This is a genomic window from Paenibacillus naphthalenovorans, from assembly GCF_001465255.1.
In the GTDB taxonomy this organism is placed as follows: domain Bacteria; phylum Bacillota; class Bacilli; order Paenibacillales; family NBRC-103111; genus Paenibacillus_G; species Paenibacillus_G naphthalenovorans.
Map to the genome: position 1 here is coordinate 3,899,753 of NZ_CP013652.1, position 16,417 is coordinate 3,916,169.

Sequence of the window (16,417 nt, forward strand, 5' to 3'; positions counted from 1 at the left end):
TTTTCTCCGAGCGGTCTTTTTGCGCTGTCTTCATTTTTGGGCAAACATCAATCGCAAACCAATCACCGCATACAAAAGGGCCTTGGCCCTGTTGATCCATCGGATGGTTCCGGTTCGGGCACGCAGCTTGCTGCCGACAAAACCTGCGCCCAAGGACACCAGACTGAAAACAACGATGGCCTGGACCATAAAAATAACTCCCAATACCATCATCTGCAGAGCCGGATGGCTCCCGTCGGGCGTCACAAATTGAGGCAGCAGCGCCAGAAAAAAGAGCGACACCTTTGGATTGAGCATATTCATCAGAATGCCTCTGCGATACAGCGCTCCCGCACTTTGACGCGGCACCCGTTCAAGCGACAATTCACCTGCTCCTTCCTTAAGAGCCTGCCAGGCCAAATATAAAAGATAGGCAGCTCCCGCATATTTGACAAGCTGGAAAAGCAGCGCAGAGTTATAAAGCAAGGCAGAAATGCCCGCTGCTGCGGCAAAGGTATGGGCAAGCACACCGGTACATAAACCCAATGCTGTGGCAATCCCCGCCTTACGGCCGTTGGATACGCTCTGTGCGGCAACAAACAGAATGTCCGGCCCCGGCGCCAGCGTCAGAAGTATGGATGCCGCCGTAAAATACAGTACGATGTGAATATCCATAAGGTATGAGTCCTCCCTTAATCAGAAATCGTTTTATTCCGATATATACATCATGATGCTTCAGGGCAGCATGGACGAGTTGGCGCACAAGGCTAATCGTGCTATCATTTAGGCCGGCAATTCCGCCTATGGTGGAGAAATCAGGAAAACCGTATGAGAAAAGAGTGAGATAATGAATAGATTGATCTCTCTTCTGCAGAATGTGCCGTTGTTTCAGGATTTATCTGCAGCTGAGCTGGAGGAGATCTCTCCGTTATTTGCCGAACGCACATTTAAAAAAAATACTGTTCTGTTTGTTGAAGGCGATCCCGGCGAAGAATTTTTTCTCGTACAAACCGGGGCTGTCAAGGTTTACCGAATCGATAATGCCAAGGAAATTATCCTCTCCCTGTTCCGGGAAGGTGATTTCTTTGGAGAGATGGCGCTGATCCAGCAAGGGATGAGACGCTCCGCCAGCGTCGAAACGCTGGAGGATTGTTCCATGTATACGCTGACGCGATCCGATTTTCAACAATTCATGGAACGAAGTCCCAAACTGTGCCTGCGTCTGCTTGAAGTTACGATGGAACGACTTCGTAAAGCCAATGAGCAAATTTACGATCTGACCTTTCTCGATGTCCGTTCGCGCACCGTCAAAATGATTTGCCGGCTGTCAGAACAATACGGTACGCCGAAGCCGGGCGGCACGCTCATCAATATGAAGCTGACGCATCAGCAGCTCGCCAATATGGTAGGTACCGTGCGCGAGTCGGTCACCAAGGTCCTTCAGGATTTGCAGGAGGACGGAATCATCGCCATCGACAAGAAGTATATTCTGGTCAAAGAGCCCGAATCACTGAAGAAGCAGATTTATTAAAGAACAGATTGTCTTGAATGGAGGCTGCGCCGCTCTTTTTCTTTCAACTGGAACGTACCTTTAAAATAGGTGTTCAAAATACGAAGGAATACATTCGGAAACGCATACTGCTCCATCTCCTCGCGGCTGATCCAACGATAATGTGACGGCAGCAGCTCAGGCAGCTCCGAAAGCAGCGGCGAAGGCTCGGGCCGGCATACGTATACCTGCATATCCCAGCGGATATGGCTGAATACGTGCTCCGCCTGCATAAGCAGGTGAAGCGAGTCGATGCCCAGTCCGTCGGCGGCCAGATGCGAGGCCAACGCCTCATGCGCAGCGGCCGGATCTCCGGCAGCGCCAGTGGCAAGCGTATGCGGCAGCTCCCACATCCGGGCGAGCAGCCCTTCCGCCGGACGCTGACGGATCAATACCTTGCCGGTATGCTCACCGGTACCCTCGACCAGCGCTGTGTATCTGCTCTCCGGACGCGGGGGCTTCGCCTTCTTTTTGATCGGGAGGGAGTCCTCCATTCCGGCGGCTCTTCCCGCGCAGTGCGCCATCACCGGACAGGTCAGGCAGTGCGGTGATTTGGGCGTGCAAACCAGCGCGCCGAGTTCCATGAGCGCTTGGTTGAAATCCCCGGCCTCCCCTTCCGGAATCAGTTCCTTTGCCAGCTTTTCCATAAGCACGCGGGTACTGCCTTTCATGATGTCCTCTTCAATGAGAAAATAGCGCGACAGCACACGCATAACATTGCCGTCTACCGCGGGCTCCGGTTTATTGTAGGCGATGCTGAGAATCGCTCCGGCCGTATAAGGTCCAACGCCCTTCAGCGAGAATACGTCCTCCTTCGTATCCGGCACGGTACCCCCGTAGCGCTCCTGTACTTCCCGTACAGCGGTTTGGAGATTGCGGGCACGCGAATAATATCCGAGTCCTTCCCACGCCTTGAGCACCTCTTCTTCCGGCGCTTCCGCCAACGCCTCTATCGTCGGGAACTTGTCCATGAAGCGTTCAAAATAAGGAATGACCGTGTCAACGCGAGTCTGCTGCAGCATAATTTCCGATACCCAGATATGATATGGATTACGGCTGCGCCGCCAAGGAAGATCGCGTTTATGCCGCTTATACCAGGACATCAGCTCTGCGCTGAAATATTGTTTTTGTTCTAAACTGTACATGATGTCTCCTTCTCTTTGCACACGTTTTCGAGATATAATAAATTTAAAAACATGAAAGGACCGATGCCGATGCTCACCCCCGGAGAGTTGGCCTCTCGCTTGAATAAGCTGGTGATATCCATTCTTATTGTCGGCCATAGAAAGTGCGAGACGGACTGGTACCAAAAAGCGCAGCCGATCAAACATCATTCCGTCTGGCTCATCATCAAGGGGAAGGGCACCTTCACCATCAATGGAACCCATTATCCGGCGGAGCCCGGCAAGCTCTTTTGGTTTGCCCCCGGTATGGTCGTGGAGCGCACCACCGATCCGGAGCATCCCCTGGAATACTATTTCATACGTTTTCATTATACGGAATGTTATGAGGATAAGGAACAGTGGGTTTACAACAACGCCTCGGAAACGCGTTTTCCCTTGGAGGGTATGTATACGGTAACCAACACCCCCCAGCTGATCTATCTGTTTGAGCAGCTGGATGTGCTGTGGAAGCGGCGGGGGCACATGACGGCGATGCGCCGCAAAATCTTGCTTCAGGAACTGCTGCTGACGCTCGTGACCGATTTTCGCGCACAAAAAATTGCGGGCGATACCACCGCCGCCATTGAGTTAACCCAGGATTATATGATAGGCCACTATCAGGAGCCGCTCACGCTGGAAGGATTGGCCCAAATGGCGGGGCTGAGCGTCAGCCACTATTCCCGGTTGTTCAAAAAATATATCGGCTACAGCCCCATCGATTACTTGACGCACCTGCGTGTTGACCGGGCCAAGGAGCTTCTCGTGCTTTCGGATTATCGTCTGAAATCGATCGCAAGCAGCGTGGGCTATACGGACGAGTTTTATTTCAGCCGCATCTTCAAAAAAGTGACCGGCGTCTCCCCTCGGGAATACGCAAAAAATCATCGGATTACTTCGGGGAACTGAGCCCTCGGAGCAACTGGCTCGTCAGGGTATACCGGCACGTTTGACTTCACTACCGAAAAAAGTGTACTCTCTCTTTAGAAAGCGCGAACTTACCATGATTGTTTAGCTGCCCTTATGACTTGTTGATCATGAGATGGCACTTCGTACGTGCGGCCGCCGGTTTTTTCAGGCGGCTAAAAAGGTTAAACCGGCTGCGGCCAAAGAGGTGTAACGATGAGTATTAATCAAGTGGAAGCCGCCTATCAAAAGGCTGCGCCATATACCGCTTTTCTGTATATCTGGGGCCTGCAATGGGCGCTGTCGGCCGGGTTGCGGTTTTTTGCGCAATGGCGGGATCTCGATCCGCTGCAGCCGGTCGTGATGTGGACGGCACTTGCGGCATCCGCGGTCCTGCTGTTTAGGACATTTCGCCACTATGGCGGGACAAGCCCTGCCTTAAGCGGAGCCGGTATAACCCTGTGCGCCGCAGTAGTGCTGGTTGTGTCGGGGCTCTATGCGCTGGCGCGCTGGAAAAGCATCGACCCGTTGGTTTGGCCGCTGTTTAAGGGCATACTGCTGACATTGGCTTACGCTTGGTTTAGCCGCTGGTTAGGACGCCCGCTGCTGTATCTAAGCTTATGGATGCTGGCTTTAACCGTAACCGTGGCTTGGTCATATTTAGGCTTTGCGCAGGTAGCTCTCGGAGTCTTCGGCGGACTCAGTATGATGGCTCTCGCATGGATGATCGGAATGTGGAACAGGGGGACGAGGTAAGAATGAAACGTATGAATACTTGGGCCGCTTTTTCAATGGCGTTAATGATGGCAGCCGTTCTCGGAGCATGCACGCCCCAAAATAGCCCTGCGCCGTTTGGCGGCGGTAAATCCTCCGGCGGCATGACGGAGGAGCAGGCGATGGCCGGAGCGAGCGATACGGTGCAATCGCTCTATAAGCAGAACTGTATGTCATGCCATGCCTCCAACCTGGAAGGAAAAGTAGGGCCAAATACAAACCTGCAGCAAGCAGGCGCACGACTGACCAAGGAGCAAATCGTCGAGCAGATCAATCGGGGCGGCAACGGCATGCCCGGCTATCAAGGCAAGCTCAAAACCGAGGAGATTGATGCGCTCGCCGATTGGCTGGCAAACAAAAAATAATCCGATGCCGGCCGCCGTTAGACGGTTTTTCAGCATAACAGCGACCTGAACGCTTAATCAAACAAGCAGCCCCTCTTAAGAAGGGACTGCTTGTTTGCTTTTACACTGCCGTTTTCATCCGGCCGCGCCCTCTCTGCGCTCCACAATCGCGTAAGCCATCGCGGTCGTCTCCGTATGAGTGACGCTCAGGTGAATCCAAATAGAGCCGCTTGTCCCCGCGCCCGGGAGTAATCCGGCCGCAATCATCCGCTCCATCGCTGTCTCCGATAACCGGCAAACCGGTTTGCCCTTCGGATCAGGCAGGATCTCTACATCCTGAAATGAGAGCTCTTTGCCGATGCCGCAGCCGATCGCCTTCGATACCGCTTCTTTGGCTGCAAAGCGGCCTGCCGTAAATTCAGCCAAGCGCCCCTGTTTGCCCTCAGCCAGCTCGCGCTCGCGGGGTGTGAGAACCCGCTCCAAAAATCTTCCGCCCGCGGGCTGCTCCAAAATTTTGCGCACGCGCGCGATATCCAGTAAATCGGTGCCGATGCCGATAATCATAGCGCTTGTTCCTTTCCGGTTTCGCGTTTTGCTTCTCTTGGTGGTACAATGTGGTGTGGATTAATGGATTAATCGTATCCGATCCGACCATGAAGTTCAAGGAGGACGCAGTGGATGAAAGCAAATGAAAAGCAGTTGCTTTTGCAAATGGACCGTCAGCATGTATGGCACCCTTTTACCCAGATGAAGGATTACGCTGATACGGATCCCGTCCTGATCGAGAAAGCGGAAGGCGTCTACTTATACGATGCCGACGGGAATCGTTACTACGATACCAACTCTTCCTGGTGGGTTAACGTGCACGGCCATGCGCATCCGCGTATCCGGGAGGCCATAAACCGGCAGCTTGCCCAAATGGATCACGTGATGTTCGCCGGCCTTACGCATCGGCCCGGTATTGAATTGGCTCATCAATTGGTTGAGCTTACTCCGCCCGGGCTGGACCGAGTGTTTTACTCCGACAACGGCTCCACTTCCGTGGAAGTGGCGTTGAAGATGTCGTTTCAATATTGGCAGCAGACCGGACGGACCGGCAAAACCAAATTCGCCTTCGTGGAGAACAGCTATCACGGCGATACGATCGGAGCGGTCAGCGTCGGCGGCGTAGATCATTACTTCTCCGTATTCCGGCCCCTGCTGTTCGCGGCCAGCGCGGTACCGTCGCCGGACGTGCGCAAGGGACCCAGCGCCGAGGCTTGTGTGGCGGAGGCGCTGGAGGGCGCACGCAAGCTCTTTGAATCATCGGCGGACGAGCTGGCTGCGCTGATCGTCGAGCCGATGATTCAGGCCGCGGGAGGAATGATCATATACCCCGCCGCGTATTTGCAAGGATTGCGTGAGCTGTGCACGCAATATGAAGTACACCTGATCGCCGACGAAGTGGCGGTCGGGTTCGGCCGGACAGGCCGGATGTTCGCTTGCGATCACGCAGGGATCTCGCCGGACTTCATGTGCCTGTCCAAAGGGCTTACGGCGGGCGTGCTGCCTCTGTCCGCTACAATCACGACGAATGCGATCTACGACGCATTCTATGACGACTACGTGAAGCTGAAGACCTTCACGCACGGTCACAGCTTCACCGGCAATCCGCTCGCTGCGGCTGTAGCGCTGGAATCGCTTCGCATCTTTGAGGAAGAACGCGTCTTGGACCACGTCCAGGATGCGGCGGCTCACCTTAAAGAACAGCTGAAGCGATTCGAGGCATTTTCCGGCGTAGCGAACGTGCGCAGCCTCGGCATGGTCGGCGCCTTCGAGCTGTATAAGGACCGCGCCGCCGGAGTCCGCTTCGATTTTGCCGAGCGCATCGGCTTCCGCGTATATCTGGAAGGGCTGAAGGAAGGCCTGTTCCTGCGCCCGCTTGGGGATACGATCTATTATTGGCTGCCGCTGTGCACCACCAAAAAGCAGATCGACGATATCGTCGCCCGGACGGAAACCGTGCTGAAGCGGATGGGCTTCCGAGATTTCTAAGTCTCGTCCCTGCATAAATCTCTCCTTTGTTTCATACAGCTTAATGGAGCCTTGCGCTTTAAATGCGGTTTGGGATAAGGAGGGGTTTCTTCTGTTTACACGCATCAATCAACTGTTGATCGAGCTGCCGCAGTCCCCGTATGCGGATCCGAATGCGGCGCACGGACGCACAAAATGCGCGTCTACGAGATGACCAATCATCCGGTTGCCCGTGAAATGATCGGTTACCTGCTCGTTCGAGGCGGCGTACATATCCTGGCGTATGCCAAAGCCCTGGAGGTGGCCACCGGGACGACGAAGGTGTCCCGCAAGGGGCTCCGATCCCCGAACATGCGGAGTTCCCGAAGAATTCGCCCCCGGCATCTCCCAAGAGGATGTTCTGGAAATCGCAAAAAGGCTGCAAAATGCCGCCGGAATAAAGTAAGGCAGGCACACAGACAAACCACCTTGCAGCCTAAAGGGGCATGCTCGTACTCATACATGCCTTTTCGGTTACAAGGTGGCTATAAAGTCAACGGCCCGCCCTTAAATCCCGGGGATCGGGGCCCGCTTATGCTCGGTCTTTAAATACTGCTGTTCCAGCTTGGCCTGCGCTTGCGGCGAAATGGTCTTGCCTTCCAAATAATCGCTGTTGTCGTCATAGGTGATCCCCAGCTCGTTCTCGTCGGTCTGACCTTCCCACAGCCCCGCCGTCGGCGCCTTATCCAGAACGCTTTGCGGCACGCCCAGCTTACGCGCCAGCTCGCGTACCTGACGTTTGTTCAATGTGCTGAGAGGGGTAATATCGACTGCGCCGTCGCCGTACTTCGTAAAGAATCCCGTAATGGCTTCCGAAGCATGGTCCGTTCCGACAACAAGCAGGTTCAGCTCAAATGCAAGGGCATATTGGATGACCATACGCGTTCTGGCCTTCACATTTCCTTTGCCCGCGCGGCTCAAATGCCGGTGAACCCCGATCGATTTCAAACCGTATTCGGCCTCGAGCGCGATTTCGTTCACCGCCTCTTCGATATTCGTCTCCACCCGGTACTTCAGGTTAAATGCTTCCGCTACGGCATAGCTGTCGTCGATATCCTCCTGCTTGCCATAGGGTTGGAATACGCCCACCGTTTTGTACTCCCGGCCTTTCTCCGCCGTAAGCTCATCGGTCGCCTGCTTGCATAAGCCAGTCGCCACTGCGCTGTCGATACCGCCGCTGATCGCGATAAGCAGTCCGTCCACCCCGGACTTGAGCACATACTCCTTCAAAAAATCCACTCTCTTGCGAATTTCCGCATCGGCATCAATCTTCGGCTTCACTCCGAGCTTAGCGATAATATCCTCCTGCAGGCTCACGCATCAACACTCTCCCACTTGTTTTTTTTATCAGTATACCATCAGCCCCGGTTCACGTAAAAACTCCCACCAAATGTCATCTAGACACTGGCAGGAGTTCAGAGCTAAAACCGTTATTTCTTATTTACAGTATTCTTCAAAGGCATTGATCAAATCGTTGGCGATCATCTCAGCCGAACGGTCTTCAATCTGGTGACGTTGGATAAAATGTACCAGTTGGCCATCCTTCATCAAAGCAATGGATGGAGAAGACGGCGGATACGGTGCAAAATACTCACGCGCCTTAGCTGTCGCTTCCTTATCCTGGCCTGCAAATACCGTGAACAGGCGATCCGGTTTCACTTCATGCTGAAGTGCTTTGGCTACGCCTGGACGGCATTGGCCTGCTGCACAGCCGCATACAGAATTGACGACGATCAATGTCGTCCCTTTCATATCATCAAGCGCCGCCGATACTTCCTCAGGTGTGCGGAGCTCCTGCACACCGATCCGGGTCAGTTCGTCTCTCATCGGCTGAACCATATCCTTCATATAATTCTCAAACGACAGGGACATGTCACGCTTCCACTCCTTTTACCCCACATAAATGGTTATTGTACTTCATACAACCATTATACATCGGCATCGGAGGAAAGCAAAGCACACGATCGCTATCGTGATCGAATTCCGCTATTCCGCTTGGTCGTCCTTTTCCTCCGCCCCGCTTTGGAACGCCGGGTATGCTGCGTCCTTATCAGGATGCATGAAAGGAGCGCCTTGCGGTATATTGCCTTTTTCAAAAAGCTCTTTATTTTCCGTCGTATGAAAGCCTATATCCTTGTAAGGATGGACCCAGCCATCTCCCGACATGATGGCAGGATCGGTGTTCTCAGTCCACTGCTCCAGCGGCGAGTGTTCCGACTGATACTCATGATCTCCGATAAGCACCCCGTGCTCATTCACGAACGGTTCTCTTGGTCCCCGATTTCGATCCAATCCCTTACGAAAATTGATTTCAAACGGATCAAGCTCCGAATCATTTTTCCGGTTATACGAAATATCGGTTTTCACGTGATCATACGTGGCGTCTTTCGTATCTTCAGGCTTGTCGCTCATGTATGCCATCCTCCCTCAGGTCCGCATTAGACGGACGGACGGTTCGGTCCGCTCAGCTTTTTGTCCGTGATGCCGCTGGCAGGATCGGTATGATCCGTCCCCTTATTCCGAACGGCCTGTATGCTCTGTTCTTTTGATGCGTTGGCGATGTTTTTTTGCTTAGCCACATGAATCATCTCCCTTCCTTAGGCTTTAGTATGCTTTAGCTGAATAAAAATCAGTCAGCCCCCGGGACGACGAATCAGGGAATTGAAGGAAACCAGGTGCCTCACGCGAATCAAATCATGAAAAAAGACTCCATCGGTGATTAGCCTGAACGGAGTCCCTTTTCTAAACTTTACTGCCGCCTTACCCCAAACGATATGGTAAATCCTTGCATGAAATCTGGTGATGCTGTGCAACCAAGACAATGAAAGCCCTACCTCTCTTTCATCCTTGCGGCTCCGAAGACCGCGCCAGTGTGAATCAGTATTACAACAATGTCCAATCATGGGCTCCTGACGATCACGATTTGCGGGAAAAAACGTTCTTTTCGAGGAAAATCCGATGTTAGGGGTTATGCGGGGTGAATTACTCAAATTGAGTATCATAACATTATACTATGATATATAAAAAAAGGCAAGAACCATTGCCCTGCTTCGCTTGCTGCCGCGGCTATAACGGCCAGTCCTGTGTTACCCGGCGCGGCCGCCCCGAAAGATGTATTGCCTTTTTTTAACGGCTGCCCAAAAAACGGTTATGGATAACCTTCCAACTTCCTGTTCAAAATTCATGAATATTCCAACTAATCCCACCCTGATTTACACAAAAAACGGCGAAATTGAAGCATACAGATTGAAATCAGCCATTAATGCTTACAAATATAGCCCCTGCACAGCGTGCATACCCCTGAATACCCCGGCCGATGTTTGAGCGGTTACTTTCGTATCGTTTATAATACATATTATAAATTATTAATAGTTTTGACAATTTTGAACGTCTGGAGGAGGTGTACCTATCTGCCCTCACGCAGGGGATAGGGATTGATTGAGTAGTGACCCGTTACCTTTATTATTTAACGCGGTTTTGATTATTGTGTTGGTGCTGCTGAACGGTTTCTTTGTTGCTGCCGAATTTGCTATGGTCAAGGTTAGAAACAGCCGTCTCGAAACGCTCGCCCAAGGAGGCAATATCCGAGCCCGTTTTGCACAGAAGATTACGGGAAACCTGAACGCGTATTTATCGGCCTGCCAGCTTGGGATTACACTTACATCCTTAGGTCTGGGCTGGCTCGGAGAACCGGCCATCGCTGCTTTTATCGGACCGGTATTGAAGGATTGGTTTCAACTCAATGACGTTGTCATTCATACGATTTCCTTTCTGATCGCTTTTTCTCTTATTACGATATTGCACATTACGCTCGGCGAGCAGTTCCCCAAAACGTACGCGATTCGCCAATCGGAGAACGTTACCCTGTGGTCCGCGGCGCCGATTATCTTATTTTATAAGCTGATGTTTCCTTTCATATGGCTGCTGAACGGAATATCCAACTGGATGCTCAAACGTGCGGGAATCGAACCGACGACCGAGCACGAATCCGCTCATACCGATGAGGAAATACGCATACTGATGAAAGAAAGTCACAAAAGCGGATTCATTGACAACACGGAATTGACGCTTTTTGATAATATATTTGAATTTACGGAAACGAATGCGCGCGAAATCATGATTCCAAGGACAGAGATGGGATGCTTGTACGCTAACCTCACGTTCGAGGAAAATATGGATATTGCGCTGAATGAAATGCGTACCCGCTACCCGGTGTGCGATCCGGACAAGGACAATATCATCGGCTTCGTGCATATTAAGGATTTGATGAAAGCCAGCAAGGACTTGACCGATATTCGGCTGCTTGCCCGTCCTATTACCAAAGTGCCGGAGTCGATGCCGATCAGCCAACTGCTGAAGCTTATGCAGAAGAAAAAAGTACAGATCGCGCTGCTCATCGATGAATATGGAGGGACTTCGGGCATGGTAACGCTCGAGGATATTCTCGAGGAAATTGTAGGTGAAATCCAGGATGAATTCGATCCGGATGAACGTCCAAGCATAGAGAAAAAGGACGAGACCACCTATTCCATCGACGGGCGTCTTCTAATTAATGAGTTGAACGATTATTTCGGTTTGGACATCGGAACCGAAAACTACGATACGGTTGGCGGCTGGATTTATTCCCAGGTGGAAATCCCCCCGACAAAAGGGCAGACGGTGCTTTACGATGATCAATATGAGTTTATGATCGAAGAGACAGACGATCTGCGCATTGCCCGAATTACCGTTCGTAAACTGCAATCCCAGATCCAATCGGCATAATTGATTTCTTCACGAGGCCTAAGGCCTCTTTTTTTTCGGCGGTTAGAACAACTCAGTGAACATCCTGGCCCCGTACAGATATTTTTATTTTACCAGCTGGAGGGTATAATGAAACCACAAGTTTTCATTGGAGGGGCCGCAAATTGTATGATGTCATTGTGATTGGTGGAGGTTCGTCAGGACTCATGGCAAGCATTGCCGCAAGTGAACATGGCGCGAAAGTCCTGCTGATTGATAAAGGAGATAAACTTGGCCGCAAGCTTGGGATCTCTGGTGGCGGACGATGCAATGTCACTAATGCCAAGGAGATTGACGAGTTGATTAAGCACATACCGGGGAACGGCCGTTTTCTTCATAGCGCTTTGGCTAATTTCAGCAATCGTGATATTATCTCTTTCTTTGAGGGGCTGGGGATTCGCTTAAAAGAGGAAGATAACGGACGCATGTTCCCCGTTTCAGATAAAGCCAAGACGGTTGTTGATGCTCTTGTCAATAAGGTAAGAGAGCAAGGGGTTCATATTAAGGTGAATAGTCCTGTAAAGGAAGTTCTTTACCATCATGGGCAAACTATAGGTGTTCGTCTGCGGTCCGGTGAAGAAATCAGGAGCAGCGCTGTCATCGTAGCGGCAGGAGGTAAATCCGTACCGCATACAGGCTCGGAGGGTGATGGATACGAGTGGGCGGAGAAGGCGGGTCACTCGATTACCGAACTTTACCCTACCGAGGTTCCGCTGACGTCTAATGAATCATTTATCCGTACCAAGGCATTACAAGGACTTTCATTAAGAAACATCAGTCTTACGGTCTGGAACCCGAAGGGTAAAAAGATCATTACCCATGAAGGCGACATGATATTCACTCATTTTGGGATTTCGGGTCCAACAGCATTGCGCTGCAGCCAGTTCGTTGTTAAAGCTTTGAAGCAATTCGAAATCAAGACGGTAAATGTAACGTTAGACCTGTTCCCTTCTAAGACAATTGATGAAATCTATAACGAAACATTGGAGCTTGCCAAGCAGGAATCGAAAAAAGCTGTAAAAAACGCTTTGAAGGGCTACTTGCCTGAGCGCATGATTCCAATTCTACTTGAGAAAGCCGGTTTACGTGAGGATGTTACCTATGACCATATCCCAAAACAACAATGGATGGATTTGTCCAAGCTAATCAAAGCTTTTCCTATCGCTATAAATGGAACCCTCTCGATCGAGGAAGCTTTTGTTACTGGCGGGGGTGTAAACCTTAAGGAAATTGACCCTAAGACGATGGAATCCAAGCTGATGAAGGGATTGTATTTCTGCGGCGAAATTTTAGATATTCATGGCTATACGGGAGGCTACAATATCACTGCTGCATTTTCAACTGGTTACACCGCAGGCAAAAGTGCTGCAAATGCTCAGCTGCTGTAAATGAAAAGAGCCTAAAGATTTTGAAGTCCACAGGCTCTTTTCCTTGTTCAACTCGTAGAGCAAAATCTACAGCACCTTCAGTCCGGCTATCCTTTCTTCGGCAACCTTTTTATTCATTGGCGGCAGTACGACAACGGTTAAGAAGCCTTCCGGATTTTCCATAAGCCCTGCATCCCGGATAGACGGGAATCCTTCATTAGCTAATTGCCGAAGACGCTCTTCAGGGCCTTGCAGCACGACTTTCTTTTGCCCGTTGTTCAGCCAGGCTTGAAACACCTCATAATACCTGCTGTCATTTAACAAATAGTGCAGCGTCATTGTAGCAGCCGCGTGGGCTACCTGCACAGCCAATTTCCCGGGATTCGCAACGAGCTGTTCATTGACGGCATAGTATTGCACAATATCCTGATCAGTTTGTTTCATGGCACTAAAGCTCCTTCCTCAGATTAGTGAAGCCTCAAGCTTTTTATCTCCCTATATCTATGAATCTTCCAATTCAAAATATGCTTAGAAAATAATCCATGGTTGAGAAACTTATCTTGAGCCGCATACGTTAATATATATGCAGGTTGCACATACAACTGGATACATCAGATGAAACGGGGGAATTTCCCATGCCGGGATCGCGTTTACACTTCTTCCCCTCCTCCCGGGATGCTTGGTCTACGGCCCGGACATCCTGCAGAATCCGCCGCGCTGCGGTTGGAAGCTGCGGTTCGGTCTCTTACTGCGCAGGCGACAGCAGCGGCAACGGCGGGGGCGGTGGAAGCGACGGAGAAGGGTCCTCCTGCGGCTCGGGATGCTCTTCGGATCCCGCCTCTCACACTGGCCGCTGCGCTGAAAATCAACCTTACAGAGGGCATTTTACCTCGCTCGCTGTTACGCTGATTTTCAGCTTTACAGCAGCCTCTATAGTGACTCCATAAAAATTTCAAATAACCTCAATCGATCGAGGCCATTCATGGATGAACGGCCGCAATTCAGAGGCGGGTAATCTTGCATAACAAAAGCCATAAGGCTGCCTTCCGGGCAGTCTTATGGCTTTTGTTCGGAAAAAGGTTCAATATGCACGTGAACGTTCCCGATCTGGTGCTCGTCCAACATTCTTTTCTCGATCTCGTCGCTGATTTCATGGCTTTGTCCAACCGAAAGCTCGGAGCTGACCTCCACGACGACATCCAGCAGAACGCTGCTGCCGTGAACCCTGGCGCGGATATCCTTGATCCTCTTCACGCCCGGAGTCTCTTTGACCGTTTTGCGGAATACCCGCAGTCTCTCATCGTCAAAGCCGTCGGTTAAAGCATGCGTAGCATCGGAGAATACGCTCCACGCCGTTTTACAAATCATAAGGCCTACAACGAACGCCGCAGCCGCATCGAGAATCGGAAAGCCGAGTCGGGATCCGATGATGCCAACAGCGGCCCCAATACTCACGAGCGCATCCGAACGGTTATCGTAGGCCGCGGCCATCAGCGCTTGATTGCGGATGCGTTTTGCAAGCCTGCTGTTATATACGTAGACCCCCCACATAATGATCGCGCAGCTCAAGGCAATCCATGCCGCAAGCATATCAGGCGCCGTCCGTTCGTCCGCCAGGAAGCTTTTGCCTGCTTGAATCACGACCTGCAGTCCCGCAACCGCCATAATGAAGGAAGCGACCATTGAAGCGATGGTTTCTGCCCGCATATGTCCGTACGGGTGATCCCGGTCCGGGGGTTTTCTCGAAATTCGCAAGCCGACCAGCACGGCCAGCGAAACGATAATATCCGTTGTATTGTTTATTCCGTCTGCCGTAAGCGCTTCGGAACCGGTCACAAACCCCATGCTGATTTTAAAAGCGGCTAACAGGATATATGCGACGATGCTGACCCATGCGCCCTTCTCGCCCTCTTTTAAATGTTCATAGGTTTCCACAAGCCGCTTCCCTCCATCATCCTCAATCCATCCGCATCTCATACCTATCTTCTATTTAAACCTCACTTATCATAACAAACAAAAACCGTGTGGGTCTAGAGAAACAGTGTTTTCCCCGCTTATAAAATTAGGGGTGAGGCAAATTTGTTAGTCCGGTCAAAAGTTATAGCCCTTGTCCAACAACAAAAACAGCGGCTCCCCTGCCTCGCAGGGATCCGCTGACTGGTGGACACAGGGGCTGTCGGCTCCTGCGGATGATGAGGAAGGAACGGCCTTTAGCTACATATGGATACCGGCGTCAAACCCGTTCACATCATCTCCGGACGGATCGAACTGCTCTCTTTCATCATCGTATGCTCCGCTGGAACGGTTGTCGTATGCCGAAGCGGATACGTCGGGCTCGCTATCGATTAAATCCTCGTTCACTAAATGAGCAGGAATCGGCCCTTCCATGTCGTAGGCCATGGCAAAGCCTTCCGTTTCATCCGGAGAATTCCCCGCCTGAACCATTCTGCCGCCATGCGCCTGTGCGATTTCAAGCGCCGACGCTAAATCATGGCGATCCACGATAACATGAAGTACAGGCTTGTCCGAGTGCGAATGACCGCTGATCCGGTAACCGATCTCCTCCAAGGTATCCCGGGCAAGAACGGCCTCTTTCTGAGAATTAAATTGAAAACATAACGGAGTGCTGCTCATAAACACATTCCTTTCCAGTCTCAGTAAATGGGATGATATACCGCATAGCATGCCCAGACGCAGGACGCTTATTCCGCCTTTCACACCTTTTGCCCCAAGTTGCCGGCCATAAGATCACACCTCGCGGCTTGGCTTACAACACAACCTCTTCCAACGGGCGGACCTCACAGTTCAGCAGCTTGCCCTCTTGAAAGGTACACCGATATTCCGCACAATCCCTGCTTTCCAACATGGGAGGCAAAAAATGTTTGACATGTCCCGCTACACCGTGATTGTCCGGATGGATGACCCATTCCAGCGCCTTCCAGGCCAAAATACCGTCTTCCGTTTCGACGGGAGCCTCAGCTAATGCTTCAGGAGGCGCTTCACCGATAAACACATACATGCCCCCCGCCTCCCGTCCGTCCACTTCCCATGTGACAATGCCCGAGAAGCGAAGCGCCTCCTCGGCCAGCCGCAGCCCCGTTTCCTCCCTGATTTCGCGAACAACGCTGGCATAAGGTGTTTCCCCCGGTTCAAGCTTGCCCCCCACTCCGTTCCACAGCCCAAGCAGAGGCGCTTTGCTCCGGTTTAACATCAATATCCGATCTCCCTTGCAAATAAACGCAATATTATATTTCAGCATCCGCTTCACTTCCCCCATGGCTTCATTCATATCCGCCTAATTAACGCTTAAGCTACTTTTCCACACCGCCACCGAAAATCCTGCTTCCCCCTATTCTTTCCATCCCGCATGAAATTGTCACACTTTTCGTAATTTGTTATCATTGACAAAAAGACAATCGGTATGTATTATTATTAATTATTGAAGATACTTTACCACTGAAAAGCTTAAAAGCCACAAAGTACAAAAGGCCCCATTTGGGAGAG

At 51.3% G+C, this 16,417-nt stretch carries 19 protein-coding genes and 1 pseudogene; 9 read left to right on the top strand and 11 right to left on the bottom strand.

The features are described 5' to 3' along the window. Positions 1-30: 30 nt before the first annotated feature. A complete protein-coding gene (locus tag IJ22_RS19110) occupies positions 31-654 on the bottom strand; it encodes a LysE family translocator (RefSeq protein ID WP_054819537.1) in 624 nt (207 codons plus the stop codon). A gap of 172 nt (positions 655-826) precedes the next feature. Between IJ22_RS19110 and IJ22_RS19115 the strand changes: the two genes are divergently transcribed. Further along, positions 827-1,510, top strand: coding sequence for a Crp/Fnr family transcriptional regulator (locus IJ22_RS19115; RefSeq protein ID WP_062409951.1), 684 nt, complete (start codon positions 827-829; stop codon positions 1,508-1,510). Here the strand turns inward: IJ22_RS19115 and mutY are convergent. Beyond that, positions 1,507-2,673, bottom strand: a complete 1,167-nt coding sequence (gene mutY / locus IJ22_RS19120) for an A/G-specific adenine glycosylase (RefSeq protein ID WP_062409953.1) — start codon at positions 2,671-2,673, stop codon at positions 1,507-1,509. The genes IJ22_RS19115 and mutY overlap by 4 nt on opposite strands. 69 nt (positions 2,674-2,742) lie before the next feature. Here mutY and IJ22_RS19125 point away from each other — a divergent pair, with 69 nt between their 5' ends. The 3 genes from IJ22_RS19125 to IJ22_RS19135 all read left to right on the top strand — a co-directional run bounded on the left by IJ22_RS19125 (position 2,743) and on the right by IJ22_RS19135 (position 4,733). Next, positions 2,743-3,597, top strand: coding sequence for an AraC family transcriptional regulator (locus tag IJ22_RS19125; RefSeq protein ID WP_062411060.1), 855 nt, complete (start codon positions 2,743-2,745; stop codon positions 3,595-3,597). A 213-nt stretch (positions 3,598-3,810) separates the two neighbouring features. Further along, positions 3,811-4,350, top strand: a complete 540-nt coding sequence (locus IJ22_RS19130; protein ID WP_062409955.1) for a hypothetical protein — start codon at positions 3,811-3,813, stop codon at positions 4,348-4,350. A gap of 2 nt (positions 4,351-4,352) precedes the next feature. Further along, the gene (locus tag IJ22_RS19135) at positions 4,353-4,733 is read left to right on the top strand and encodes a c-type cytochrome (protein ID WP_082660884.1); all 381 of its coding nucleotides are present in this window, start codon (positions 4,353-4,355) and stop codon (positions 4,731-4,733) included. A gap of 114 nt (positions 4,734-4,847) precedes the next feature. Here IJ22_RS19135 and acpS read toward each other — a convergent pair whose 3' ends face one another. Beyond that, positions 4,848-5,276: a holo-ACP synthase gene (acpS, locus tag IJ22_RS19140; RefSeq protein ID WP_062409957.1), complete on the bottom strand. Its 429-nt coding sequence runs from the start codon at positions 5,274-5,276 to the stop codon at positions 4,848-4,850. 114 nt (positions 5,277-5,390) lie between these two features. Here acpS and bioA point away from each other — a divergent pair, with 114 nt between their 5' ends. Continuing rightward, the gene (gene bioA, locus IJ22_RS19145; protein ID WP_062409958.1) at positions 5,391-6,746 is read left to right on the top strand and encodes an adenosylmethionine--8-amino-7-oxononanoate transaminase; all 1,356 of its coding nucleotides are present in this window, start codon (positions 5,391-5,393) and stop codon (positions 6,744-6,746) included. Positions 6,747-6,896: 150 nt separating this feature from the next. After that, a pseudogene (locus IJ22_RS25835) lies at positions 6,897-7,170 on the top strand (manganese catalase family protein); the annotation flags it as partial. Between the two features lie 101 nt (positions 7,171-7,271). Here IJ22_RS25835 and nadE read toward each other — a convergent pair. The 4 genes from nadE to IJ22_RS26580 all read right to left on the bottom strand — a co-directional run bounded on the left by nadE (position 7,272) and on the right by IJ22_RS26580 (position 9,343). Then, positions 7,272-8,081: an NAD(+) synthase gene (gene nadE / locus IJ22_RS19155; RefSeq protein WP_062409960.1), complete on the bottom strand. Its 810-nt coding sequence runs from the start codon at positions 8,079-8,081 to the stop codon at positions 7,272-7,274. A 120-nt stretch (positions 8,082-8,201) separates the two neighbouring features. Further along, the gene (locus IJ22_RS19160; protein ID WP_062409961.1) at positions 8,202-8,636 is read right to left on the bottom strand and encodes a BrxA/BrxB family bacilliredoxin; all 435 of its coding nucleotides are present in this window, start codon (positions 8,634-8,636) and stop codon (positions 8,202-8,204) included. A gap of 114 nt (positions 8,637-8,750) precedes the next feature. Beyond that, positions 8,751-9,176 carry a DUF3905 domain-containing protein gene (locus IJ22_RS19165; RefSeq protein WP_062409962.1) on the bottom strand — a complete coding sequence of 142 codons (426 nt, stop codon included), beginning with the start codon at positions 9,174-9,176 and terminating at the stop codon, positions 8,751-8,753. Positions 9,177-9,202: 26 nt separating this feature from the next. Next, a complete protein-coding gene (locus tag IJ22_RS26580; protein WP_201023567.1) occupies positions 9,203-9,343 on the bottom strand; it encodes a hypothetical protein in 141 nt (46 codons plus the stop codon). Positions 9,344-10,202: 859 nt separating this feature from the next. Here IJ22_RS26580 and IJ22_RS19170 point away from each other — a divergent pair. Further along, positions 10,203-11,528 carry a hemolysin family protein gene (locus IJ22_RS19170; protein WP_062409963.1) on the top strand — a complete coding sequence of 442 codons (1,326 nt, stop codon included), beginning with the start codon at positions 10,203-10,205 and terminating at the stop codon, positions 11,526-11,528. A gap of 143 nt (positions 11,529-11,671) precedes the next feature. Continuing rightward, a complete protein-coding gene (locus IJ22_RS19175; RefSeq protein WP_256380570.1) occupies positions 11,672-12,934 on the top strand; it encodes a BaiN/RdsA family NAD(P)/FAD-dependent oxidoreductase in 1,263 nt (420 codons plus the stop codon). A gap of 66 nt (positions 12,935-13,000) precedes the next feature. On the opposite strand, the gene IJ22_RS19180 is transcribed toward IJ22_RS19175, so the two are convergent. Next, a complete protein-coding gene (locus tag IJ22_RS19180; protein WP_062409964.1) occupies positions 13,001-13,357 on the bottom strand; it encodes an aminoacyl-tRNA hydrolase in 357 nt (118 codons plus the stop codon). Between the two features lie 171 nt (positions 13,358-13,528). Here IJ22_RS19180 and IJ22_RS19185 point away from each other — a divergent pair, with 171 nt between their 5' ends. Continuing rightward, on the top strand, positions 13,529-13,822 hold the full coding sequence (locus IJ22_RS19185; protein WP_062409965.1) for a hypothetical protein: 294 nt from the start codon (positions 13,529-13,531) through the stop codon (positions 13,820-13,822). 147 nt (positions 13,823-13,969) lie between these two features. Here IJ22_RS19185 and IJ22_RS19190 read toward each other — a convergent pair whose 3' ends face one another. The 3 genes from IJ22_RS19190 to IJ22_RS19200 all read right to left on the bottom strand — a co-directional run bounded on the left by IJ22_RS19190 (position 13,970) and on the right by IJ22_RS19200 (position 16,202). Then, on the bottom strand, positions 13,970-14,848 hold the full coding sequence (locus IJ22_RS19190) for a cation diffusion facilitator family transporter (RefSeq protein ID WP_062411063.1): 879 nt from the start codon (positions 14,846-14,848) through the stop codon (positions 13,970-13,972). A gap of 279 nt (positions 14,849-15,127) precedes the next feature. Further along, complete coding sequence (locus IJ22_RS19195; RefSeq protein ID WP_062409966.1) at positions 15,128-15,547, bottom strand: hypothetical protein; 420 nt, start codon at positions 15,545-15,547, stop codon at positions 15,128-15,130. 133 nt (positions 15,548-15,680) lie between these two features. Further along, positions 15,681-16,202 carry an NUDIX hydrolase gene (locus tag IJ22_RS19200; RefSeq protein ID WP_235594172.1) on the bottom strand — a complete coding sequence of 174 codons (522 nt, stop codon included), beginning with the start codon at positions 16,200-16,202 and terminating at the stop codon, positions 15,681-15,683. Positions 16,203-16,417 lie beyond the last annotated feature (215 nt).

Excerpts from the sequence above, each read along its gene's own strand:
- IJ22_RS19130 (WP_062409955.1), top strand. The coding sequence starts at position 3,811 with ATGAGTATTAATCAAGTGGAAGCCGCCTATCAAAAGGCTGCGCCATAT.
- bioA (WP_062409958.1), top strand. The coding sequence starts at position 5,391 with ATGAAAGCAAATGAAAAGCAGTTGCTTTTGCAAATGGACCGTCAGCAT.
- IJ22_RS19180 (WP_062409964.1), bottom strand. The coding sequence starts at position 13,357 with ATGAAACAAACTGATCAGGATATTGTGCAATACTATGCCGTCAATGAA.
- IJ22_RS19115 (WP_062409951.1), top strand. The coding sequence starts at position 827 with ATGAATAGATTGATCTCTCTTCTGCAGAATGTGCCGTTGTTTCAGGAT.
- mutY (WP_062409953.1), bottom strand. The coding sequence starts at position 2,673 with ATGTACAGTTTAGAACAAAAACAATATTTCAGCGCAGAGCTGATGTCC.
- IJ22_RS19165 (WP_062409962.1), bottom strand. The coding sequence starts at position 9,176 with ATGAGCGACAAGCCTGAAGATACGAAAGACGCCACGTATGATCACGTG.
- IJ22_RS19160 (WP_062409961.1), bottom strand. The coding sequence starts at position 8,636 with ATGTCCCTGTCGTTTGAGAATTATATGAAGGATATGGTTCAGCCGATG.
- IJ22_RS19195 (WP_062409966.1), bottom strand. The coding sequence starts at position 15,547 with ATGAGCAGCACTCCGTTATGTTTTCAATTTAATTCTCAGAAAGAGGCC.
- IJ22_RS19185 (WP_062409965.1), top strand. The coding sequence starts at position 13,529 with ATGAAACGGGGGAATTTCCCATGCCGGGATCGCGTTTACACTTCTTCC.
- IJ22_RS19110 (WP_054819537.1), bottom strand. The coding sequence starts at position 654 with ATGGATATTCACATCGTACTGTATTTTACGGCGGCATCCATACTTCTG.
- IJ22_RS19200 (WP_235594172.1), bottom strand. The coding sequence starts at position 16,202 with ATGAATGAAGCCATGGGGGAAGTGAAGCGGATGCTGAAATATAATATT.
- IJ22_RS19135 (WP_082660884.1), top strand. The coding sequence starts at position 4,353 with ATGAAACGTATGAATACTTGGGCCGCTTTTTCAATGGCGTTAATGATG.
- IJ22_RS19125 (WP_062411060.1), top strand. The coding sequence starts at position 2,743 with ATGCTCACCCCCGGAGAGTTGGCCTCTCGCTTGAATAAGCTGGTGATA.
- acpS (WP_062409957.1), bottom strand. The coding sequence starts at position 5,276 with ATGATTATCGGCATCGGCACCGATTTACTGGATATCGCGCGCGTGCGC.